Raw genomic sequence first — 22,541 nt, forward strand, 5'->3', positions numbered from 1 at the left:
CTCGTCATGGGCGTCGTCAACGTCACGCCCGACTCGTTCTCCGACGGCGGCGAGTGGTTCGAGCCGGACGCCGCGATCGCCCACGGGCGCGAGCTGCTGGGCGAGGGCGCGGACATCCTCGACGTCGGCGGGGAGTCGACCCGCCCCGGGGCGGGCCGGGTGCCCGTCGAGGCGGAGCTCGCGCGCGTGCTCCCCGTGATCTCCGCGCTCGCGGCCGAGGGGGCGGTCGTCAGCGTCGACACGACGCGCGCGGTCGTCGCGGAGCGCGCGGTCGCGGCGGGCGCCCGGCTCGTCAACGACGTCTCCGGCGGTCTCGCCGACCCGGCGATGGCCGACGTCGTCGCGCGCACGGGCGTCGCCTACGTCTGCATGCACTGGCGCGGGCACGCGGACGTCATGGACGACCTCGAGGACTACGACGACGTCGTCACGGACGTGCGCGACGAGCTGGCCGCGCGCGTGGACGTGCTCCTCGCGGCGGGCGTGCGGCGCGAGCAGGTCGTGCTCGACCCGGGTCTCGGTTTCTCGAAGGCCGGGTCGTCGAACTGGCCGCTGCTCGCGCGCCTGCGCGAGCTCGAGGCGCTGGGCCTGCCCGTCCTCGTGGGCGCGTCCCGCAAGCGGTTCCTCGGGCACCTCCTCGCGCGCTCCGACGGGCGGCCCGTCCCGCCGCTCCTGCGCGACGACGCGACCGCCGCGGTCACGACCCTCGCCGCGGCGTCGGGCGCGTGGTGCGTGCGGGTCCACGCGGTCCGGGCGTCCGCCGACGCCGTGCGGGTCGCCGCCGCCTGGGGCCGGGCCCGCGACGAGGTCGTGGGTCCCGGGGACGGCGCCGCGGCGGAGCCGACGGACCGACCGAGGGCCGGGAGCGACTCGACGGCGCGGCCCACGACCTAGCAGGATGGGCGAGGGGCCCCGCGGCGCGGGGCGGCCCGGCGCAGCACGACACACGCAACGAGACACGGTGACGACGACCCGCCCCCGTGGGCGACGACGCAGCACCGGACGGGAGCACGACGTGACCACAGCGTTCGCAGGAGCGGTCCTCGACGCGGACGGACGGCCGTTCGACCGGATCCGCCTCACGGGCCTGAGCGCGACGGGCCACCACGGCGTCTTCGAGCACGAGAAGGCGCAGGGCCAGCTCTTCCGGGCCGACGTCGTGCTCCACCTCGACACGCGCGCCGCCGCGAGCGGCGACGACCTGTCCCGGACGGTCAGCTACGCGGGCGTCGCCGAGGACGTCGTCGCGGTCCTCGCCGGATCGCCCGCCGACCTCGTCGAGACCGTCGCCGAGCGCATCGCCGCGACGATCCTCACGCACGACGACGTCGTCGCGGTCGACGTCGCGGTGCACAAGCCGCAGGCGCCGATCACGGTCCCGTTCGAGGACGTCGAGGTCGTCATCCGTCGCGACCGCGTGGTCGTCCCCGTCGTCGCGCCGCTGTCGCGCCGCGGGGAGCAGGGGTCGCGCGACGCGCAGCCCGTCGGACCGATCCCGGTCGGATCGGTCGCCCCCGCGCTCATCCACGGCGTCGGCGACGTCCCCGCGCCCGACGACCGGACCCCGCTCGCCCCCGCGCCCGAGGTCATGCCGCCCAGCATCCTCCCGGGCTCGGCCGGTGCCCCGGGCGAGGACGCGCGGACCTCGGCCGAGCCCGGTGCGACGGCGGCCGGGTCCCCGGAGGACGCGCTCGACGCGACCCGCGAGGCGCCCGCCGTCCGGGACGACGCCGTCCCCGGCGACGCCCGTCCCGAGCAGCAGACCCACGTGGAGGCACCGTACGGCGAGGCGCCGTACGGGGAGGCGCCGTACGCGGAGCCCGCGCACGACGACGTCGACGAGCCGGCGCACGACGACGCGGCACCGCACCCGCAGCAGGCGGCGTCGTACGACGAGCTCGTGGCGGGGTCGGTGGCCGCGGCCGGCCCCGCCGAGCACGTGCTGCACCACGACGCGCCGCCGGTCGCGCCCGGCGCGCCGTCGGGCGAGCAGCAGACCGTCCCCGGCGACGCCGCGCCCGTCGAGCGCGCCGCTCCCGAGGCCGAGCCCCTGCCGTACGGTGCCGCGGCCGAGCCCGCCCCGGCGCGCGACGAGGCCCACGGCGGGGCGCACGACGCCGCGGAGGTGGCCGCGCCCGTCGAGCACGACCGGATGGACGACGTGCCCGCCGGGTTCGTCGAGGTCGTGCTCGCGCTGGGCGCGAACCTCGGCGACGCCCAGCAGACGCTGCGCGACGCGATCACGGACCTCGACCGGATCTCCGGTCTCGAGATCACGGAGGTCTCGCCGCTGGCCCGCACGGAGGCCGTGGGCGGCCCCGACCAGCCGGACTACCTCAACACCGTCCTCCTCGCGCGCACGCGCCTGTCGGCGCGCGACCTGCTGCACGCGTGCCAGGCGGTCGAGCAGGCGCACGGCCGGGTGCGCGACGAGCGCTGGGGTCCCCGCACGCTCGACGTCGACCTCATCGTCTACGGCACGCTGACGGCCGTCGCCGACGACCTGGAGCTGCCGCACCCCCGCGCGCACGAGCGGGCGTTCGTGCTCGAGCCGTGGTCGCAGATCGACCCGGACGCGGTGCTCCCGGGCCTCGGGGGCGGTCCGGTCGCGGCCCTCGCCGCGACCGCGCCCGACCGCGGCGGCATCCGGTGGCTCGCGCTCGACTGGCTGACGGACCCTGCTCCGGACCCGACGGGCGCCGTGCCCGTCACCACGGGCAGCACGGACGCCGCGCCGCCGCCCGCGCCCGTCGACGTGCCCGACCCCTACCAGCAGGCGCACACCGGTCCCGTCGCCGTCCCGTACGACGGTCCCGTGACGCCCGGCGGCGACGTGCCTGCCCCCGACGGCGCGCCGGCACCGCAGCACCCGGCACCGCAGCAGTCGGCACCGCAGCAGTCGGCACCGCAGCAGCCCGTGCCGCCGCACGAGGCGCACCCGGCGCCGCAGCAGCCGCTCGCGCAGGAGCCCCTCGCACAGCAGCCCGCGGCCCCGCAGCAGCCCGCGCCGCAGCAGCCGCCGCACGTCCGGCAGGCGGAGCCGCCGCAGCCGCCCGCACCGGAGCCCGCGCCCCCGGCCGCGCCGCCGCAGGCCGCGGTCGTGCCGCAGCCGGCCGGTCTCCCGCAGACCGTGACGCCGAGCGAGGCGCTCCCGGCACGGCCGGTCTTCGCGCCCGTCTCCGAGGGCGTCGCGCCCGAGGGGGCGGCCCCGCCGATCGTCCCCGACGGCTCGTTCGACCCGCGCGAGGACGCGGGCGTCCCCGTCGCCCCGTTCCCCGGGCCGTCGAACCGGCCGCCGTCGCACCCCGTGCCGTCGTCGCCCGACGCCGGGCACGCCCCGGACGCCGGGCCCGCCCCGGCTCAGGACGCGGCGCGCTTCCCCGAGCACGGCGCACCCGCGCACCCGGTCTTCCCGCCGGTCCACGCGCCCGAGCCCGTGCCGGCCGCGCCGCAGCAGCCGTCCGCGCAGCCCGCGCACCCGCAGCCGCCCGCGGACGCCGCGTCGTCCGGTGACGACATCATCCGGTCGGTGCCGTTCGCGCCGGTCTCGAGCGGCGGACCGGCGTCCGCCCCCGGCCCGCTCGCGGACGCGAGGCTCCCGGCGAACGACCCGTGGCCGCCGTTCGGGCCGGTGTCCGGCGACGGTCGCGACGACGAGCGCTGATGCGGCGCACCTCCGTCCGCACCCTGCTGCTCGTGGCGGTCGCGACCGCCGTCGGCGGGTGGTTCGTCGTGCGCCTGCTCCAGAGCCGCGGCACGCTCCTGCCGGCGGTGCCGTGGATCGTGGACGTCACCGTCCTCGCGCTCGCGGCGGCGGTGTTCTGGGCGGGCTGGACGGTGCGCGCGTACCAGCAGGGCAAGCGTCCGTCGCTCGACGCGATCCGTGCGGCGCGCACGTTCGTCCTCGCGAAGGCGGCCGCGCTCACGGGCGCGCTGCTGACGGGCTGGTACGGCGCGCAGGTGCTCGCCGCCCTGCCCGACCTCTCGATCGACGCGTTCCGCGACCGGGCCCTCGCGGCCGGGGCGGCCGCCGCGTGCGCGGTGGTGCTGGCCGTCGTCGGGCTCGTGGCCGAGCGGTTCTGCCAGCTCCCGCCCGACGACCGCGGCGAGGGCCGGGAGGGCCGCGAGGGCTCGGTGACGCGCGAGGACCCGGAGACTCCGGGCGCGGGCACGCCCGCCTGAGACGCGCCCTCCGCCCCGGCCTGTGCACGACCCGGTCCGCACGGGGACGGGATGGGAGAATCGACGCATGACCGACCCTGCACGGGACCAGGGCCCCCGCGGCACCGGCCCCTTCGACCCGCCCGGCATCGAGTGGACGCGCGTGTCGCCGCGGCTCGTCACGGCGCGCCTGCTGTCCGTGGGCATCACGCTCGCGGTCCCGGCCGTCGCCGTGGTCGTGCTCGCGATCCTCTTCCCGCACTGGTGGCAGTGGCTCGTGCTCGGCGTGCTCGCGCTCCTGGGCCTGTGGGCGGCCGTCCTCGTGCCGCGCCAGGTCCGCGCGATCGGCTACGCGGAGCGTGACGACGACCTCCTGATCCGCCACGGCATCATGTTCCGCACGCTCGTCGTCGTGCCCTACGGCCGCATGCAGTACGTCGACGTCCAGGCCGGGCCGCTCGCGCGCAAGCTCGGCATCGCCCAGGTCCAGCTCCACACGGCGTCCGCGTCGACCGACGCGACGATCGACGGTCTCGAGCCCGCCGAGGCGGAGCGTCTGCGCGACCGGCTCGCGTCGCGCGGCGAGGCGAGGCTGGCGGGCCTGTGAACGACGCACCGGCCACCGACGACCTCGTGTGGCACCGGGTGCACCCGGTCACCCCGCTCGTGCGGGGCTGGACCGTCATCGCGGTGCTCCTGGTCGTCGTCGGCCAGCAGACGCTCAACGGGCTGCCCGAGGGGGAGAACCTCCTCGAGGGCGACCGCTGGTGGATGATCCTCCTCGGCATCCTCGTGGTGGGCCTCGTGGGGCTCGGCTACTCGGCGGTCGCGTGGCGCATGACGAGCTACGCGGTCGACGACGAGTCGGTGCACCTGCGCACCGGCGTGCTGTTCCGGCAGCAGCGCAAGGCGCGGCTCGACCGGCTCCAGGCGGTCGACGTCGTGCAGCCGCTCCTCGCCCGGTTCTTCGGGCTCGCGGAGCTCAAGCTCGAGGTCGCCGGGGGAGCGGACTCGGGCGTGAAGCTCGGCTTCCTCAAGGAGGCGGAGGCGAACCGGCTGCGCAACGACCTCCTCGCGCGCGCCGCGGGCCTGCGGGTCGCGCGCGAGCGCCCGGCCGCCGCGACGGCGACCGGCGTCCCGGGTGCGCCCGCGGTCCCGGGTGCTCCCGGCGCCGTCGGGGCGCCGGCCGGGGACGTCCAGGCGCCCGGGGCGGACGCGCCGGCGTTCGTCGCCGAGGCGCCCGAGCAGCCGGTGACTGCCGTCGGGCCGGGTCGGCTCGTCGCCTCGCTCCTGCGGTCGGGCGCGACGGTCGGCCTCGTCCTCGGTGTGCTCGGCATCGCGGGCGTCGTCGTCGGCACGCGCGAGATCGGGATCCTGTTCAGCGCGCTGCCCGCCGTGCTCGGCTTCGGCGGGTTCCTGTTCTCCCGGTTCACGGGCGAGTTCGGCTTCCGGTCCGCCATCTCGCCCGACGGCATCCGCCTGCGCCACGGCCTGCTCGAGACCCGCTCGCAGACGATCCCGCCCGGTCGCGTCCAGGCCGTGCGGCTGCGGCAGGGCCCGTTCTGGCGCGGGCCCGACTGGTGGCGCGTCGACGTCAACGTCGCGGGCTACGGCGTCAGCACCGACGGGACGGACAGCACGAGCGTGCTCCTGCCCGTCGGCACGCGCGACGAGGCGCTCGCCGCCCTGTGGCTCGTGCTGCCGGACCTCGGCACGCCCGACCCCCGCGGCCTGCTCGACGAGGGCCTGTCCGGGCTCGACGCCGGGCAGCACTTCGTCGCGTCCCCGCGCCGTGCGCGCCTCCTGGACCTCGTCGCGTGGCGGCGGAACGGCTTCAGCGTCACCGACCGCGCCCTCCTGCTGCGCGGCGGGCGCGTCTTCCGCACCCTCGTCGTCGTGCCGCACGAGCGCACGCAGTCGCTCGGGCTCGAGCAGGGGCCGCTGCAGCGCCGGCTCGACGTCGCGTCGTTCACCGTGCACTCGACGCCCGGGCCGGTCTCGCCCCAGGTGCGGCACCTCGACGCGGGCGACGCCGCCCGCCTCCTCGACACCCAGGCCGAGCGCGCCCGCGAGGCCCGCGCGCACGCGGGACCGGAGCTCTGGATGCGCCGCGACGACGTCCCGCTCGAGGAGAACGCGTGAGCGCCGCGGACGGCGGTCGCCGCCCCGGGCGGCTCGGGGTCGGCGTCGTCGGGGCCGGTCGCGTCGGGGCGGTCCTCGGCAGCGCCCTGCGCGCCGTCGGCCACGCGGTCGTGGGCGCGAGCGGCGTGTCCGACGCGTCGCGCGACCGCATCGAGACGCTCCTCGCGGGGGTGCCCGTCCTCGAGGTCCCGCAGGTCGTGGAGCGCGCCGAGCTCGTGCTCCTCGCCGTGCCCGACGACGCGCTCCCGGCCCTGGTCCGCGGCCTCGCCGACACGGGGGCGTGGCAGCCCGGCCAGATCGTCGTGCACACGTCGGGCCGCCACGGCACGGCCGTCCTCGACCCGGCGCGCGCCGCCGGCGCCATCCCGCTCGCGCTGCACCCCGCCATGACGTTCACCGGCACGTCGCTCGACCTCGCGCGGCTGGAGGGCACGACGTTCGCCGTCACCGCGCCCGGCCCGGTCCTGCCGATCGGGCAGGCGCTCGTCGTCGAGCTCGGCGGGGAGCCGGTCGTCGTCGCGGAGGAGTCGCGCGGGCTCTACCACGCGGCCCTCGCGCACGGCGCGAACCACCTCGTCGTGCTCGTCGCGCAGGCCGCGCAGGCGCTCGAGGCCGCGGGCGTCGACCGGCCCGGGCGCGCGCTCGCGCCGCTCCTCGCGGCCGCCCTCGACGGCGCGACGCGGGGCGCCGACGCGGGTGCCGAGTCGGGGACGGGCGCGGGCGCCGGGGCGCTCCTCGGGCTCACCGGGCCGGTGGCGCGGGGCGACGTCGGCACGGTCCGCGAGCACCTCGCCGCCCTGGACGCGCTCGCCGCGACGAGCGACGCGGCGGACGTGCCGCCGTCGTACCGGGCGCTGAGCCGCGCCGCGACGCACCGCGCGCTCGCGGGCGGCCGGCTCGGCGAGCGCGCGGCCCGCGAGCTCCTCGACGCGCTCGACGCGCCCGCGCCCGACCCGCAGGACCGGCACGACCAGCAGGACCGGCCCGACCCGCAGGACCCGCACGACGAAGGACGAGCATGACGAGCACCCCCCGCCCGGACGCCGGGCCCCCCGCAGCCGGGACCCCGGCCGTCGTGACGACGCGCGCCGCGCTGCGCACCGCGCTCGACGCGTGGCGCGCCGAGCACCCGCACGGTCGCCGCGTCGTCGTCATGACCATGGGTGCGCTGCACGCCGGGCACCTCGAGCTCGTGCGCCGGGCGCGCGCGGAGGCGGGCCCCGACGGCCAGGTCGTCGTGACGGACTTCGTCAACCCGCTGCAGTTCGGCCCCGGCGAGGACTACGAGCGCTACCCGCGCGACGTCGCGGCCGACGTGGCGCTGCTCGCCGCGGCGGGCCCGGACGCGGTGGTCGACGTCGTGTTCGCGCCGCCCGTCGACGAGCTCTACCCCGACCTGGGCTCGGCCGACGGCCCGATCGTGCGGGTGACGTCGGGGCGCATCGGGACGGTGCTGGAGGGCGCGTCGCGGCCGGGGCACTTCGACGGCGTGCTCACGGTCGTGCTCAAGCTGCTCCACCTCGTGCGCCCGGACGTCGCCGTGTTCGGGGCGAAGGACGCGCAGCAGCTGCTCGCCGTGCGCCGCATGGTCGCCGACCTCGACCTCGACGTGGAGGTCCTGGCGGTCGAGACCGTGCGCGAGGCGGACGGCCTCGCGCGGTCGTCGCGCAACGCGTACCTCTCCCCGGCCGAGCACGAGCACGCGCTCGCGCTGAGCCGCGCGCTGCGCGCCGGGCGGGACGCCGCGGCCGCGGGGGAGGGCGCGCCGTCCGTGCTCGCCGCCGCGCGGGGAATCCTGGAGGCCACCGACGGCGTTGACGTCGATTACGTGGTGCTCGTCGATCCCGCTACCGTGGAGGACCTGGCGCCCGGCGCCGTCGGCCCCGGGCTCCTCCTGGTGGCGGCACGCGTGGGCACCACGCGTCTCATCGACAACACGGCCGTCGAGATCGTGCCGCCCGCGACCCGGGCGGCGGACCCCGCGGGCCGTGCCCCCGCACCTGGAGGAACCGCGTGACCGCGCAGACCCCGCCGAGCCCGCCGCGACGTCCGGCGTCGCTGCAGCGACCCATGATGATCGGCAAGATCCACCGCGCGACGGTGACGCAGGCCGACCTGCACTACGTCGGCTCGATCACCGTGGACGCCGACCTGCTCGACGCCGCGGACCTCTACCCGGGCCAGCAGGTCGACGTCGTGGACGTCACCAACGGCGCGCGCCTGACGACGTACGTCATCCCGGGCGAGCGCGGCGCGGGCCAGATCTGCATCAACGGCGCCGCCGCGCACCTCGTGAGTCCGGGCGACGTCGTCATCCTCATCGCCTACGGCATGCTCGACGACGCCGACGCGCGCACCTACCTGCCGAACGTCGTCTTCGTGGACGAGCAGAACCGCATCGTCGAGCTCTCCGACGAGCCCGGGCTCGTGCCCGCGGGCCACGGCCTCGAGGCGAGCGGCCTGCCGTTCGCCCCGTTCCGCGGCGCGGTCGACGACGGCGGCGTGGCCTCCGCGGTGCGCCCCGCGTGACCCGGGCCGGCGGGGCGTCCGCGCCCCATCTCGCCCGGTCCCTCGCCGCCCCCGCACCGGGGTGGACGACGACGGCGGACGTCGTGGTCGTCGGCTCGGGCATCGCCGGCCTCACCGCCGCGCTCGAGCTGCGCACGCGCGTGCCCCACGTCCTGCTCGTCACCAAGGGCGAGCTGTCGTCGGGGTCGACGGTCTGGGCGCAGGGCGGCATCGCGGCCGCGCTCGACCCCGAGGACTCGCCCGAGGCGCACCTCGCGGACACGCTCGTCGCAGGGGCCGGCGTGTGCGACCCGGCGGCCGTCGAGGTGCTCGTCACCGAGGGCCCCGCACGCGTGCGCGAGCTCGTCGCGCGCGGCGCGAACTTCGACCGGGCGGCCAACGGCGACATCGCCCTCACGCGCGAGGGCGGGCACCACGCCGACCGGATCGCGCACGCGGGCGGCGACGCCACGGGCGCGGAGATCTCGCGCGCGCTCGTCGCGCAGCTCGAGGCCGTGCGCCGCGACCCGGGCATCGAGGTCATCGAGAACGCGCTCGTGCTCGACGTGCTGACGACCGACGGCTCGGGCGACCGCGCTGCCCGCGCGTGCGGCGTGACCCTCCACGTGCGCGGCGAGGGCTCGCGCGACGGCGTCGGTGCGGTCCTCGCGCGCGCCGTCGTGCTCGCGACGGGCGGAGTGGGGCAGGTGTTCCGCTCGTCGACCAACCCGCCGCAGGCCACGGGCGACGGCATCGCCGCGGCGCTGCGCGCGGGCGCGACGCTTGGCGACCTCGAGTTCGTGCAGTTCCACCCCACGGTGCTGTGGCTCGGGCTCGGCGCCAAGGGGCAGCTCCCGCTCATCTCCGAGGCCGTGCGCGGCGAGGGCGCGATCCTCCTCGACACCGACGGCCACCGGTTCATGCCCGCGCAGCACCCCATGGCCGAGCTGGCGCCGCGCGACGTCGTCGCGCACGCGATCGTGCGGCAGATGGCCGCGACCGGCTCGGACCACGTGCTGCTCGACGCCCGGCACCTCGGCGCCGAGTTCCTGCGCGCGCGCTTCCCGACGATCACCCGACGGCTCGCCGAGAACGGGCTCGACTGGACCGAGGAGCCCGTCCCCGTGGCGCCCGCCCAGCACTACCACTCGGGCGGCGTCGTGACGGACCTGCACGGGCGCTCCACCGTCGACGGCCTCTACGCGATCGGCGAGGTCGCGTGCACGGGCGTGCACGGCGCGAACCGCCTCGCGTCGAACTCGCTGCTCGAGGGGCTCGTCTTCGCCCACCGGGCGGCGCGGCAGATCACGGAGCGCGTGGCCGCGGGCGAGCTCGAGTTGGGCGAGCCCGTCGACCGTCCGGGGCCGTCGGCCCTCGTGGCGGCGGCCGCGCGCTCGCGCATCCAGTCCATCGCGTCCGCGGGCCCGGGCGTCCTGCGCGACGGCGACGGGCTCGCGGCCGCCGCCGCCCGCCTCGCCGCGGTCCGCACCGACGCGCACGAGGCGAGCGACGTCGTCGCGCAGCCGCAGGCCGCGGAGTGGGAGACGACGAACGTGCACCAGGTCGCGACCGCGCTCACCGCCGCGGCGGCCCTGCGCACCGAGAGCCGCGGCGGCCACTTCCGCACCGACTTCCCGGCGAGCGACCCCGCGTGGGAGCGGCGCGTGCTCGTCTCGCTCGGCGCGGACGGGACCCTGCTCGTCCGCTGAGGCGCGGCGCGCGACCTCGCGACCGCGGGCCTGCACGACCGCGGGCTCGCACGATCGCCGTCCTGCGCGACGGCGTGAGCGGGCGGCGGCCGGGAGCCGCCGGGCATCGGCGCGCTGCGGGCACACGAGCGGATAGCGTGGGGGACCGTGAGCAGCCCTGCCGAGCCCGTGCCCGCCCGTCCCGCCGACGGCGGAGCGCCGCCCGCCGTCCCGTCCCGCGTGGAGCCGGGCCTCGACCCGGCGTGGATCGCCGAGACCGTCGCGCGGGCGCTCGACGAGGACCTGGGCCCCGTGCCCGGGCGCGACGTGACCACCCAGGCGACCGTGCCGGCGTCGGCCATCGGGACCGCGCACCTCGTGGCGCGCGCGGACGGGGTCGTCGCAGGCCTCGTCGTGGTCGAGGAGGTGACGCGACAGGTCGCTCAGCGGTTCGGCCTCCCGCCCGTCGAGGTGACGTTCGCCGCGTCCGACGGCGAGGCCGTGGGCCGCGGCCGCGTCCTCGCCGCGCTGACCGGCCCCGTCCAGGTGCTGCTCACGGCGGAGCGCACGCTGCTCAACCTCGCGAGCCGCGCGTCGGGCGTCGCGACGGCGACGCGCGCGTGGGCGCGCGAGCTCGCCGGCACCGGCGCCCAGGTGCTCGACACCCGCAAGACGACCCCCGGGCTGCGCGCGCTGGAGAAGTACGCGGTCCGCGCGGGCGGCGGCACGAACAAGCGCATGGGCCTGTACGACGTCGCGATGGTCAAGGACAACCACGTCGTGGCCGCGGGGTCGGTGAGCGCCGCGATCGAGGCGATCCGCAGCGCGTTCCCCGACGTGCTCGTGCAGGTCGAGGCCGACACCACGGCGCAGGCGCTCGAGGCGCTGTCGGCGGGCGCCGACTTCCTGCTCCTGGACAACATGCCGACGTCGGTGCTCGCCGACACGGTCGCGGCCGTGCGGGCGCGCGAGGGGACGGACGGCGTCCCGGCGAAGGTGGAGCTCGAGGCGACGGGCAACCTCACGCTGGACCGCGCGCGCGAGGTCGCGGGCACGGGCGTCGACTACCTGTCCGTCGGCGCGCTCACCCACTCGGCCCCGATCCTCGACCTCGCGCTCGACCTCCTCCCCACCCTCCCGCCGAGGGAGAGCCCCGGTCCCGCGAGGTAGAACCCCGGTCCCGCGAGGTAGAGCCCTGGTCACGACCACGGCTCTACCCCGGCTCTATCTCGGGGACGCGGGAGCGTCGGTAGAATCCAAGGGTGACCTCCCCCGCCGGAACCCCCTCTCCTGCCGTGCCCGAGCCCGAGGACCACGTCGACGACGTGCCCGAGCAGATGCAGGTCCGCCGCGAGAAGCGCGAGCGGATCCTCGCGCGCGGCGACGAGCCCTACCCCGTCTCGGTGCCGCGCACGACCACGATCGCCGAGGTCCGTGCCGCGTACGCGCACCTGGAGACGGGCGAGGAGACGCAGGACGAGGTCGGCGTCGCCGGCCGCGTGGTGTTCCTGCGCAACACCGGCAAGCTGTGCTTCGCCACGCTGCAGGACGGCGAGGGGAACCGCCTGCAGGTCATGCTCAGCCAGGCCGTGGTCGGGGAGGAGTCGCTCGCGGCGTTCAAGTCCGACGTCGACCTCGGCGACCACCTGTTCGCGCACGGCCGCGTCATCAGCTCGCGCCGCGGCGAGCTGAGCGTGTTCGCGGACGCGTGGCAGATCGCCGCGAAGGCGCTGCGTCCCCTCCCGGTGCTCCACAAGGAGCTCTCGGAGGAGGCGCGCGTGCGCCAGCGCTACGTCGACCTCATCGCCCGCCCGGCTGCACGCGACACCGTGCGCCTGCGCGCCGCCGTCGTGCGCTCGATCCGCGAGAACTTCTGGGAGCGCGGTTTCGTCGAGGTCGAGACCCCGATGCTCCAGACGCGTCCGGAGGGTGCCGCCGCGCGCCAGTTCGAGACGCACATGAATGCGTTCGACATCGACCTGTTCCTGCGCATCGCGCCCGAGCTGTTCCTCAAGCGCGCGGCCGTCGGCGGCGTCGAGAAGGTGTTCGAGATCAACCGCAACTTCCGCAACGAGGGCGTGGACTCCACGCACTCGCCGGAATTCGCGATGCTCGAGGCGTACGAGGCCTACGGCGACTACGACACGATGGCCGTGCTCACCCAGAACCTCGTCCAGCGCGCGGCTCAGGACGCTCTCGGCACGACGCTCGTGACGCTCGCCGACGGCACGGAGTACGACCTCGGCGGGGAATGGACCCAGCTGAAGATGTACGACTCGCTCTCGGACGCGCTGGGCGAGCACATCACCCCCGAGACGTCGGTCGAGACGCTGCGGGCGTTCGCGGACAAGCACGAGCTCTCCTTCGACCCGAAGAACGTCAATCACGGAAAGCTCGTCGAAGGCCTGTGGGAGCACCTCGTGGGAGACCATCTGGTCGCACCGACGTTCGTGCGGGACTTCCCGGTCGAGACCTCGCCGCTGACGCGCGACCACCGCACGGTGCGCGGGCAGGTCGAGAAGTGGGACCTCTACGTGCGCGGCGTCGAGCTCGCGACGGCGTACTCCGAGCTCGTGGACCCGGTGGTCCAGCGGCAGCGGTTCGAGGCGCAGGCCCTGCTCGCCGCGGCCGGTGACGAGGAGGCCATGCGCATCGACGAGGACTTCCTCACCGCGATGGAGTACGCGATGCCCCCGTCCGGCGGGATGGGCCTGGGCATCGACCGACTGCTCATGGCGCTCACCGGTCTCGGCATCCGCGAGACCATCCTCTTCCCGCTCGTGAAGCCCGCGCAGTAGCGCGGCCGAGAACTAGGACCGACAGCATGGACATCTGGCCCACCCTCGCGGCGCTGATCCCGTCGATCGGCGTCGGCGTGCTCTTCTATGTCGCGATGCGCGCGATCGTGCGCGCGGACCGCAACGAGCGCGCCGCGCTGGCGCGTCTCGACGCGGAACAGGAATCCGCCGCGCGCGGGAATGCTGCTCCCGCGCACGACTCCTGATCTCCGCGGAAGGCCGTCGGGCGGCGTCCCGAAATGATGGACCGCCGTCCAAGAATTGCCCGTCAGGTACGGCGCGCACGTTCCGTCGGCGCGGCGTGTTCAATTGACGCTCACCATTCGCGGTGGCATCCTGACGACGACAGCAATTCCTGTGAAGCGTGAGGAAACCACAGTGGCCCAGAAAGTCCAGGTAATTCTCGTCGACGATCTCGACGGGGGTGCGGCCGACGAGACCGTCACGTTCGCACTCGACGGCGTCTCCTACGAGATCGACCTCAGCACGAAGAATGCCCAAGAGCTGCGCGACGCCTTTGCCTCGTGGGTCGGCAACGCGCGCAAGGTCTCGTCCCGCACGAGCTCGGCCCGGCCGGCCCGCCGCAGCGGCGGCGGTCGTTCGTCCGGCTCGGCCCGTGCGACCGAGGTCCGCGAGTGGGCCCGTGCCAACGGCTACACGGTCAACGACCGCGGGCGCATCTCCCAGGAGATCCAGACCGCGTACGACGCCGCGCACTGACGCGTCGTCTCACCGAGCACCGGGGCGCCCGGCCGACGACACGTCGGCCGGGCGCCCTTCTCGTGCGCCGGGGCGCTCGTGCCGAGCCGCCCGCGCGGAGAACTAGGCTCGGGGCATGACCTCCGCGACCCGCGCCCTCTGGATCGGCACCTACCCGCACCCGAGCGGCGCGGAGGGCGTGTGGCGCGTCGAGCTCGACGTCGACCCGGCCGCGGGCACCGGCTCCTTCGGGGGCGGCACGCTCGCCGCGGCGTCGGGGTCGCCGTCGTTCCTGGCGCTCGACGGCGACACGCTCTACGCGGTGGGGGAGACGGAGACCGGCTCGGTCGCGGCGTTCGCCGTCGGGCCCGACGGCGCCCTCACCCCCCGGGGTGGCCCGGTCGCCACGGGCGGCTCGTACCCGTGCCACGTCGCCGTGAGCGGTGACGTGCTCGTCGCCAACTACGGCGACGGCGTCCTCACGGTCGTGCCGACGACGGACGACGGCGCGTTCGAGGCGACCGCGCCCGACGTCGGCCCGCGCCGGCAGCCGCACGCGGGGACCGGCCCGGTCGCCGACCGCCAGGAGGGGCCGCACGCGCACTTCGTCGCGCCCCTCGCGCACCTCGGCGCGGCGGACGACGGCAGCGGCGCGGTGCTCGTCGTCGACCTCGGCACCGACGAGCTGCGCCGGCACGACCCGGCCGCGCCCGACGGCTCGACGGCCCGCGTCGTCGCGACCTTCCCGCCCGGCACGGGCCCGCGCCACCTCGCGGCGCTGCCGTCGGGGCACCTCGTCGTCGTCGGCGAGCTTGACCCGGCGCTGTTCCTGCTCTCCCCGGTGGACGGGCCGGACGGCGTGCGCACGTACGACGTCGTCGCGCGCTACGACGTCACGCACGCCGCGGCTCCGGCCGACGGCGGGAACTACCCCTCGCACGTCGCGGTCACGGCGGACGGCACGCGCGTCCTCGCCGCGGTGCGCGGCGCCGACATGCTCGCGGTGCACGCGGTCGAGCCGGGGCCGGACGGCGGCGTGCCCACGCTGCGCCACCTCGCCGACTCGCCCGTGGGCGGCGCGTGGCCGCGCCACTTCGCGATCCTCGGGGTCGCGACCGGCGCGGGGTCGGCCGCCGAGACCGACCAGGGGGACGTCGACGCGCCGCTGCACGACCTCGTCGTCGTGGCGAACCAGAACGACGACCCGCTCGTCGAGCGGCCCGCCGCGGCCGGCCCGGACGCCCCGACGTCGAACCTCGCGCTCCTGCGCGTGCGCCGCTCGGACGGCGCCGCCCAGGTGCTCGACGTGCTCGCGCTCCCGGCCCCGGCGTGCGTCGTGGAGGCCTGACCCGCCGTGACGACGCTCGACCTGCCGGGCGGAACCGCCCCCGACCCGTCGGACCCGCTGCGGGTCGCGATGCTCTCGGTGCACACGTCGCCGCTCGACCAGCCGGGCACCGGCGACGCGGGCGGCATGAACGTGTACGTCACCGAGCTCGCGCACGCGCTCGCGCGCCGCGGCACGCAGGTCGAGATCTTCACGCGCGCGACGGCGTCGAGCCAGCCGCCCGTGGTCGAGGTGTCCGACGGCGTGACGGTGCGCCACGTCGCCGCCGGGCCCTTCGAGGGGCTCGACAAGAACGACCTCCCGGGCCAGCTCTGCGCGTTCACGGCCGGGGTGCTCCGGGCCGAGGCCCGGCATCGCGAGGGCTGGTACGACGTCGTGCACACGCACTACTGGCTCTCGGGGCAGGTCGGGTGGCTCGCCGCCGACCGCTGGGACGTCCCGCTCGTCCACACCATGCACACGCTCGCGCGCGTGAAGAACGCGGCGCTCGCGCCGGGTGACGCGCCCGAGCCGCTCGGGCGCATCATCGGCGAGGAGCAGGTCGTCGCGGAGGCGGACGCGCTCGTCGCGAGCACGGACGCGGAGGCGCAGGACCTCGTGCGCGACTACGCGGCCGACCCGGCGCGCGTGCACGTCGTGCCGCCGGGCGTCGACCTCGAGCTGTTCTCCCCGGCGCCGGGCGCCACGACCGGCGACGCTCGGGTGCGCCGCGAGCGGCGACGCGCGCTGCGGGCCGAGCTGGGTCTGCCCGCCGACGGCGGCCTCGTCCTCTTCGCCGGGCGCGTGCAGCCGCTCAAGGGCCCGGACGTGCTCGTCCGGGCGCTCGGCGTCCTCGCCGCGCGCGGGGAGCCCGTGCCGACGCTCGTCGTGCTCGGTGGTCCCAGCGGCCGCCCGACGGCCGTCCGCGAGCTCGAGGCGCTCGCCTACCAGGTGGGCGTGAGCGACCGGCTCGTGGTGCGCCCGCCCGTCCCGCGCGACGAGCTCGTGCGCTGGTACCGGGCGGCCGACGTCGTCGCGGTCCCCTCGCACAACGAGACGTTCGGGCTCGTCGCGGCCGAGGCTGAGGCGAGCGGCACGCCCGTGGTCGCGGCCGCCGTCGGCGGGCTGCGGACCGTGGTGGAGGACCAGGTCTCCGGCGTCCTCGTGGCCGACCACGACCCGGAGACCTGGGCGCGCGTCCTCGCGGACCTGCTCGCCGACGACGCCCGCCTCGCGACCCTCGGCGAGGGGGCCCGACGCGCGGGGGAGCGGTTCGGGTGGGACGTCGCGGCGGTCCGCATGCTCGACGTCTACGCGCAGGCGCGCAAGGTCCGCGCGGCGCGCTGACCGCGCGGACCGGCACGGGCCGCGCGGCGGGTCAGTCGCTCGCGCGCTCCAGCACGAGGACGGGGATCTCCCGCGACGTCTTCTCCTGGTAGTCGGCGTACGGCGGGTAGGCCGCGACCGCGCGCTCCCACCACAGCGCCTTCTCCTCGCCGTGGACCTCGCGCGCGACGTAGTCGTGGCGCTCGGGACCGTCCTGCAGCTCGACCCGCGGGTGCGCGAGCACGTTGAGGTACCAGACCGGGTGCTTCGGTGCGCCGCCGAGCGACGCGACGACCGCGTACGCGCCGTCGTGCTCGACCCGCATGAGCGGGGTCTTGCGGACCTTCCCGCTGCGGCGCCCGAGCGTCGTGAGGACGACGACGGGCATCCCGTTCATGGTCGTGCTGCGCGTCCCGCCGGACGACTCGTAGGCCTCCGCCTGCTCGCGGGACCAGGTGCTCGGGCTCGGTGCGTACTCTCCGTCGATCGGCATGCGGGAGAGAACGTGCGCGGCGGCGCGCTGATTCCCGGCCGCGCCCCCGGCCGTGGCGCGGCGCTGCTCGGGCGGCCCGGGACGGCCGGACCTTCGTCCCACGCCGCGCGGCGACGGTCACCACCACGTGGGACGCGCGTGCCGCGGCGCCGGGCCGTGCGGCAGGATGGAGGCATGACCTACACCCTCGTGCTGCTCCGCCACGGCGAGAGCGAATGGAACGCCAAGAACCTGTTCACCGGCTGGGTGGACGTCGCCCTGTCGGAGAAGGGCACCGAGGAGGCGAAGCGCGGCGGTCAGCTCCTCACGGAGGCCGGCGTCCTGCCCGACGTCGTGCACACCTCGCTCCTGCGCCGCGCCATCACGACGGCGAACCTCGCGCTCGACGCGGCCGACCGCCACTGGATCCCCGTGAAGCGGTCGTGGCGCCTCAACGAGCGGCACTACGGTGCGCTCCAGGGCAAGAACAAGAAGCAGACGCTCGAGGAGTTCGGCGAGGAGCAGTTCATGCTCTGGCGCCGCTCCTACGATGTCCCGCCGCCCGAGATCGAGCTCGGCTCCGAGTTCTCGCAGGACACCGACCCGCGCTACGCCGACGCCCCCGTCGTGCGCACCGAGTGCCTCAAGGACGTGCTCGAGCGCGCCCTGCCGTACTGGGACGGCGAGGTCGTCCCCGACCTCAAGGCGGGCAAGACCGTGCTGGTCGCCGCGCACGGTAACTCGCTGCGCGCGATCGTCAAGCACCTCGACGGCATCTCCGACGAGGACATCGCCGCGCTCAACATCCCGACCGGCATCCCGCTGCTCTACGAGCTCGACGAGGACCTCAAGCCCGTCACGAAGGGCGGCCGCTACCTCGACCCCGAGGCCGCCGCCGAGGCCGCCGCGGCGGTCGCGAACCAGGGCCGCTGACCGGCCCCACCCCACGCACGACCGTGGCCCGTCCGGAGATCCGGACGGGCCACGGTCGTCTGCGTCGGTCGAGCGGGTGCTCCCGGCGGCGGGTCAGGCGGTCGCGCGCGTCGTGCCCGCCGGGGCACCGCGGTCGTCGGCGAACTCGCCGGTCACGAGGTACGTCACGCGCTTGGCGATCGACACCCCGTGGTCGCCGAAGCGCTCGTAGTAGCGGCCCACGAGCGTGACGTCGACAGTCTCCTGCGGCGTGCCCGTCCACGTGCCGTCGAGCAGCGCGCTGAACGTGTCCTGGTGCAGCTTGTCGAGCAGGTCGTCGTCACGCTCGATGTTCGCGGCGACGGTGAGGTCGCGCGTCGTGAGGAGCGTGGTCGTGCGCCGCGCGACGCGGACGGCCGCGTCGTGCATCTGCTCGAACGTGCGGTGCAGCGACGGCTCGATCGCGCGGCCGGGGTAGCGGCCGCGCGCGACCTGCGCGATGTGGCGCGCGAGGTCGCCCATGCGCTCCAGGGTGGCGCTCATGCGCAGCGCGCTGACGACGACCCGCAGGTCGGTCGCGACGGGCTGCTGCTGCGCGAGCAGCAGCACGCAGCGCTCGTCGAGCTCGCGCTCGAGGGCGTCGATCGTGTGGTCGTCGCCGATCACCGACTGCGCGAGCTGCAGGTCCGCCGTGAGGAGCGCCTGCCCGGCGCGGTTCACGGCCGACTCCACCAGCCGGCTCATCTCGGCCAGGTCGTCGCCGACCTGCTTCAGCTCGGCCTCGAAGATCTCCCGCATCGCTTCCCTCTCGTCGTGACCGGTCGGTCCGGTCCGTGACGGCGTGCGCCCCGACGCGCCGGGAGGCGCCCGGGCACGCCGTCGGCTCCTGACACGCTCGCAGGCGTGGTCGACCGGCCGGTGAACACCAGTGCGCCGTCAGGTGAACTCTTGGCGGCTCGGGCCCGCCCAAGGTCCGGTGGGGCCGGGAGGGAGCGTGCGCGACCGTACGCTGGACGGGTGCAAGCCGAGAGTCTGATCGAGGGCGTGACCGTGCTGCTCGCCGGTGTCGTGGGCATCGTCGTCGGCGTGATCGCCGCGATCGCGTTCCGCGTGAGCGAGCGGCAGCAGCGCGCCGCGCGCGAGGAGACCGCGCCGGAGCTCGACGAGGGACTCGTCCGGGTGCTGGCCGTGCTGCGGTCCGCCGCCGTCGTGCTCGACGGCGAGGGGGAGGTCGTGCGGGCCAGCCCGCCCGCGTACGCGCTGGGGGTCGTGCGCGGCGACGCGATCGCGCACGCCGCGATCCGCGACATGATCGACGACGTGCGCCGGGACGGCGTGATCCGCGACGAGGAGCTCGAGCTCCCGCGCGGTCCCGTCGGCCGGGGCACGGTGATGCTCCAGGTGCGCGTGGCCCAGGTGGGCCCGCACCACGTGCTCGTGCTCGCGGAGGACCGGACGGAGGCGCGGCGCGTCGAGGCGATCCGCCGCGACTTCGTCGTCAACGTGTCCCACGAGCTGAAGACGCCGGTGGGCGCGCTCGCGCTGCTCGCGGAGACCGTCCAGGACGCCGCGGACGACCCGGTGGCGGTGCGCCGGTTCGCCGCACGCATGCAGTCCGAGGCGACGCGCCTGTCCGCGCTCGTCCAGGAGATCATCGAGCTGTCGCGGCTCCAGGTCGCGGGAGCCCTGCAGGAGGTGACGGTCGTGCCGGTGCGCGGCGTGGTCGAGGAGGCCGTCGACCGCGCCCGCACGACCGCGCAGGGCAAGGGCATCGTGCTCACGACGGGCGGCGAGCTGGACGCCGCGGTCTACGGCGACCACAACCTGCTCGTCACCGCGGTGCGCAACCTCCTCGACAACGCGGTCGCCTACTCGGGCGAGAACACGCGCGTCGGCGTCGGCGTGACCCGGTCGGGCGACCTCGTCGAGATCGCCGTCGTGGACCAGGGCATCGGGATCGCGGCCGACGAGCAGGCGCGGGTCTTCGAGCGGTTCTACCGCGTCGACCCGGCGCGCTCGCGCGACACCGGGGGCACCGGCCTCGGGCTGAGCATCGTCAAGCACGTCGCCGCCGACCACGGCGGCGAGGTGACGATGTGGTCCGAGCCGGGCCGCGGGTCGACCTTCACGCTCCGCATCCCGGCGGCGAACGTCCCGGCCGCGCGGAGGCGCGGCGCGGTGACCGACCGGGTGGCGGAGCAGGCACCCGACGGGCACGCGACGGAGGGTCGCGCACCGGACGAGCACGAGCGTGTGCCGCACGAGCACGCGTCGGACGACGGCGCCCCGGACGCGGGCGCACCGAACAAGGAGGTAGGCGCGTGACGCGCATCCTGGTGGTGGAGGACGAGGAGTCGTACCGCGACCCGCTGACGTACCAGCTGCGGCGCGAGGGCTTCGACGTCGTCGAGGCGGCGACGGGCACGGAGGCGCTGGAGCGGTACGACGCCGACGGCGCGGACCTCGTCCTGCTCGACCTCATGCTCCCCGGCCTGAGCGGCACGGAGGTGTGCCGGGAGCTGCGCCAGCGCGGCGACGTCCCCGTCATCATGCTCACGGCGAAGGACTCGGAGATCGACAAGGTCGTCGGCCTGGAGCTGGGCGCGGACGACTACGTGACCAAGCCGTACTCGTTCCGCGAGCTGCTCGCGCGCGTGCGCGCCGTCCTGCGCCGCAAGGGTGGGGAGGCCGGTGCCGAACCGGTCCCGGAGAGCGCGCTCGAGGTCGGTCCCGTCCGCATGGACGTCGAGCGGCACACCGTGAGCGTGGACGGCGAGGTCGTGCCGTTCCCGCTCAAGGAGTTCGAGCTCCTCGAGCTGCTCCTGCGCAACGCCGGTCGCGTGCTCACGCGCGGGCAGCTCATCGACCGGGTGTGGGGCACGGACTACGTGGGGGACACCAAGACCCTCGACGTCCACGTCAAGCGCATCCGGTCGAAGATCGAGCCCGAGCCCGCGAGCCCGCGCTACCTCCTCACGGTGCGGGGCCTCGGCTACAAGATCGCCGACGGCGTCGGGCAGGCCTGACCCGGCGGTCCCGTCCGGCGCGGACGACCGGCGGACGACCGGCACGGCTGCCGGTACGACGACGGCCCCGGTGCGTCCCTCGCGGACGCGCCGGGGTCGTCGTCGTCCGACGCCGCGGGGCCCGCCGCGCGAGCCGGCAGCCCGGCACGGAAGGTCTGTGCACTGTTCATCCGTCGTTCACCCGCTCTCGGGGAACGCGTCACCCGGCGCTCCTAGCGTCGGGATCGTCACCGGCGCTCGCTGGTGGCACGAGACGCGTGAACAGGATGGAACGAAGAGTGAAGCTCAGCCGATTCTCCCGTGCAGGATCCGCCGTCGCGGTCGGCGCGCTCGCCCTGACCCTCGCCGCGTGCGGGTCGGACGACCCCGTCGGCGGCGCCGACGGCTCCACCGGTGGTTCCTCCGAGGGCTCGTCCGAGACCGCGAGCGACCTCAGCGGTGAGCTCAACGGTGCGGGCGCGAGCTCGCAGGAGTCCGCGATGGAGGCGTGGCGCGCCGGGTTCCAGAGCGCGAACCCCGACGTCACGGTCAACTACGACCCGGTCGGCTCCGGCGGCGGCCGCACCCAGTTCCTCGAGGGCGGCGTCGCGTTCGCCGGCTCCGACGCGGTGCTCAAGGAGGAGGAGATCACCCAGTCGCAGGCCGTGTGCGGCCCCGACGGCGCGATCGACCTCCCCGTCTACGTCAGCCCGATCGCGATCATCTACAACCTGCCGGACGTCGCCGAGCTGAACCTCGCCCCGGCCACGATCGCGGGCATCTTCAACGGCACCATCACGCAGTGGAACGCGCCGGAGATCGCCGCCGACAACCCCGACGCGACGCTCCCCGACGTGGCGATCACGCCCGTCCACCGCTCCGACGAGTCGGGCACCACCGAGAACTTCACCGAGTACCTCGCCGCGACCGCGGGCGACGCGTGGGGCCACGAGCCGAGCGGCGACTGGCCGACGCAGGGCGGCGAGTCCGCGCAGGGCACGTCCGGCGTCGTGCAGACCGTCCAGGGCGGCGAGGGCACGATCGGCTACGCCGACGCCTCGAAGGCCGGCGACCTCGGCACCGCGAAGATCAAGGTCGGCGAGGAGTGGGTCGCCTACTCCCCGGAGGCCGCGGCCAAGGTCGTCGACGCGTCGCCGCGCGTCGAGGGCCGGCACGAGCACGACATCGCGGTCGAGCTGGACCGCACCACGACCGAGGCCGGCGCCTACCCGCTGGTGCTCGTCTCGTACGCGGTGGCGTGCCTCAACTACGAGGACGAGGCGACGGGCGACCTCGTCAAGGCGTTCCTCACCTACGTCTCGAGCGAGGAGGGCCAGTCGGCCTCCGCGTCGGCCGCGGGCAGCGCGCCGATCTCGGAGGACCTGCGCACGGACGTCCACGCGGCCGTCGAGGCCATCACGGTCGGCGCCGCCGGCTGACGACCGCCGGGCGCCGGGGGGCGGCGGGGCCTGCGGGCCCCGTCGCCCCCGACCCGCGACCAGA

General features: G+C 75.9%; 21 protein-coding genes. 19 read left to right on the top strand and 2 right to left on the bottom strand.

Translation table 11 applies throughout. The features are described from left to right. The first annotated feature begins 6 nt into the window (after positions 1-6). From folP to mshA, 15 genes are all read left to right on the top strand, one after another. Positions 7-894 carry a dihydropteroate synthase gene (folP, locus tag E1O70_RS15120; RefSeq protein WP_082774821.1) on the top strand — a complete coding sequence of 296 codons (888 nt, stop codon included), beginning with the start codon at positions 7-9 and terminating at the stop codon, positions 892-894. A 121-nt stretch (positions 895-1,015) separates the two neighbouring features. Then, on the top strand, positions 1,016-3,664 hold the full coding sequence (gene folK / locus E1O70_RS15130) for a 2-amino-4-hydroxy-6-hydroxymethyldihydropteridine diphosphokinase (protein ID WP_240696725.1): 2,649 nt from the start codon (positions 1,016-1,018) through the stop codon (positions 3,662-3,664). Further along, positions 3,664-4,182: a DUF3180 domain-containing protein gene (locus E1O70_RS15135; protein ID WP_061269263.1), complete on the top strand. Its 519-nt coding sequence runs from the start codon at positions 3,664-3,666 to the stop codon at positions 4,180-4,182. The genes folK and E1O70_RS15135 overlap by 1 nt, the downstream gene beginning before the upstream one ends. A 67-nt stretch (positions 4,183-4,249) precedes the next feature. Further along, positions 4,250-4,768, top strand: a complete 519-nt coding sequence (locus tag E1O70_RS15140; RefSeq protein WP_061269262.1) for a PH domain-containing protein — start codon at positions 4,250-4,252, stop codon at positions 4,766-4,768. After that, a complete protein-coding gene (locus E1O70_RS15145; RefSeq protein WP_061269261.1) occupies positions 4,765-6,303 on the top strand; it encodes a PH domain-containing protein in 1,539 nt (512 codons plus the stop codon). The genes E1O70_RS15140 and E1O70_RS15145 overlap by 4 nt, the downstream gene beginning before the upstream one ends. Then, entirely contained in the window at positions 6,300-7,325 is a 1,026-nt protein-coding gene (locus E1O70_RS15150) for a Rossmann-like and DUF2520 domain-containing protein (RefSeq protein ID WP_061269260.1), read from the top strand. Before E1O70_RS15145 ends, E1O70_RS15150 begins: the two co-directional genes overlap by 4 nt. Beyond that, a complete protein-coding gene (gene panC, locus E1O70_RS15155; protein WP_061269259.1) occupies positions 7,322-8,320 on the top strand; it encodes a pantoate--beta-alanine ligase in 999 nt (332 codons plus the stop codon). The genes E1O70_RS15150 and panC overlap by 4 nt, the downstream gene beginning before the upstream one ends. Positions 8,321-8,373: 53 nt before the next feature. Next, entirely contained in the window at positions 8,374-8,832 is a 459-nt protein-coding gene (panD, locus tag E1O70_RS15160) for an aspartate 1-decarboxylase (protein ID WP_051028700.1), read from the top strand. After that, a complete protein-coding gene (locus E1O70_RS15165) occupies positions 8,829-10,520 on the top strand; it encodes an L-aspartate oxidase (RefSeq protein WP_061269258.1) in 1,692 nt (563 codons plus the stop codon). Before panD ends, E1O70_RS15165 begins: the two co-directional genes overlap by 4 nt. A 219-nt stretch (positions 10,521-10,739) precedes the next feature. Then, the gene (gene nadC, locus E1O70_RS15170; RefSeq protein WP_082774820.1) at positions 10,740-11,669 is read left to right on the top strand and encodes a carboxylating nicotinate-nucleotide diphosphorylase; all 930 of its coding nucleotides are present in this window, start codon (positions 10,740-10,742) and stop codon (positions 11,667-11,669) included. Positions 11,670-11,836: 167 nt separating this feature from the next. Beyond that, the gene (lysS, locus tag E1O70_RS15175) at positions 11,837-13,297 is read left to right on the top strand and encodes a lysine--tRNA ligase (protein WP_082774819.1); all 1,461 of its coding nucleotides are present in this window, start codon (positions 11,837-11,839) and stop codon (positions 13,295-13,297) included. A 26-nt stretch (positions 13,298-13,323) separates the two neighbouring features. Next, positions 13,324-13,503 carry a hypothetical protein gene (locus tag E1O70_RS15180; RefSeq protein ID WP_021483783.1) on the top strand — a complete coding sequence of 60 codons (180 nt, stop codon included), beginning with the start codon at positions 13,324-13,326 and terminating at the stop codon, positions 13,501-13,503. Between the two features lie 172 nt (positions 13,504-13,675). Further along, complete coding sequence (locus tag E1O70_RS15185) at positions 13,676-14,017, top strand: histone-like nucleoid-structuring protein Lsr2 (RefSeq protein WP_021483784.1); 342 nt, start codon at positions 13,676-13,678, stop codon at positions 14,015-14,017. Between the two features lie 115 nt (positions 14,018-14,132). After that, on the top strand, positions 14,133-15,344 hold the full coding sequence (locus tag E1O70_RS15190) for a lactonase family protein (RefSeq protein WP_061269057.1): 1,212 nt from the start codon (positions 14,133-14,135) through the stop codon (positions 15,342-15,344). Positions 15,345-15,413: 69 nt separating this feature from the next. Beyond that, entirely contained in the window at positions 15,414-16,670 is a 1,257-nt protein-coding gene (gene mshA / locus E1O70_RS15195; protein ID WP_061269069.1) for a D-inositol-3-phosphate glycosyltransferase, read from the top strand. A 31-nt stretch (positions 16,671-16,701) separates the two neighbouring features. Here the strand turns inward: mshA and E1O70_RS15200 are convergent, their stop codons facing one another. Next, positions 16,702-17,142: a nitroreductase family deazaflavin-dependent oxidoreductase gene (locus tag E1O70_RS15200; protein WP_061269058.1), complete on the bottom strand. Its 441-nt coding sequence runs from the start codon at positions 17,140-17,142 to the stop codon at positions 16,702-16,704. A gap of 174 nt (positions 17,143-17,316) precedes the next feature. Here E1O70_RS15200 and E1O70_RS15205 point away from each other — a divergent pair, with 174 nt between their 5' ends. Next, on the top strand, positions 17,317-18,054 hold the full coding sequence (locus E1O70_RS15205; protein WP_021482508.1) for a phosphoglyceromutase: 738 nt from the start codon (positions 17,317-17,319) through the stop codon (positions 18,052-18,054). Between the two features lie 93 nt (positions 18,055-18,147). Here the strand turns inward: E1O70_RS15205 and phoU are convergent, their stop codons facing one another. Next, positions 18,148-18,831: a phosphate signaling complex protein PhoU gene (phoU, locus tag E1O70_RS15210; RefSeq protein ID WP_021482507.1), complete on the bottom strand. Its 684-nt coding sequence runs from the start codon at positions 18,829-18,831 to the stop codon at positions 18,148-18,150. A gap of 219 nt (positions 18,832-19,050) precedes the next feature. On the opposite strand from phoU, the gene E1O70_RS15215 reads away from it, so the two are divergent. From E1O70_RS15215 to pstS, 3 genes are all read left to right on the top strand, one after another. Continuing rightward, the gene (locus E1O70_RS15215) at positions 19,051-20,358 is read left to right on the top strand and encodes a sensor histidine kinase (protein ID WP_240696726.1); all 1,308 of its coding nucleotides are present in this window, start codon (positions 19,051-19,053) and stop codon (positions 20,356-20,358) included. Further along, a complete protein-coding gene (locus E1O70_RS15220; RefSeq protein WP_061269059.1) occupies positions 20,355-21,059 on the top strand; it encodes a response regulator transcription factor in 705 nt (234 codons plus the stop codon). The genes E1O70_RS15215 and E1O70_RS15220 overlap by 4 nt, the downstream gene beginning before the upstream one ends. Before the next feature lie 278 nt (positions 21,060-21,337). Next, on the top strand, positions 21,338-22,477 hold the full coding sequence (gene pstS, locus E1O70_RS15225) for a phosphate ABC transporter substrate-binding protein PstS (RefSeq protein ID WP_240696727.1): 1,140 nt from the start codon (positions 21,338-21,340) through the stop codon (positions 22,475-22,477). Positions 22,478-22,541 lie beyond the last annotated feature (64 nt).

This window comes from Cellulosimicrobium funkei, from assembly GCF_004519295.1.
GTDB lineage: Bacteria > Actinomycetota > Actinomycetes > Actinomycetales > Cellulomonadaceae > Cellulosimicrobium > Cellulosimicrobium funkei.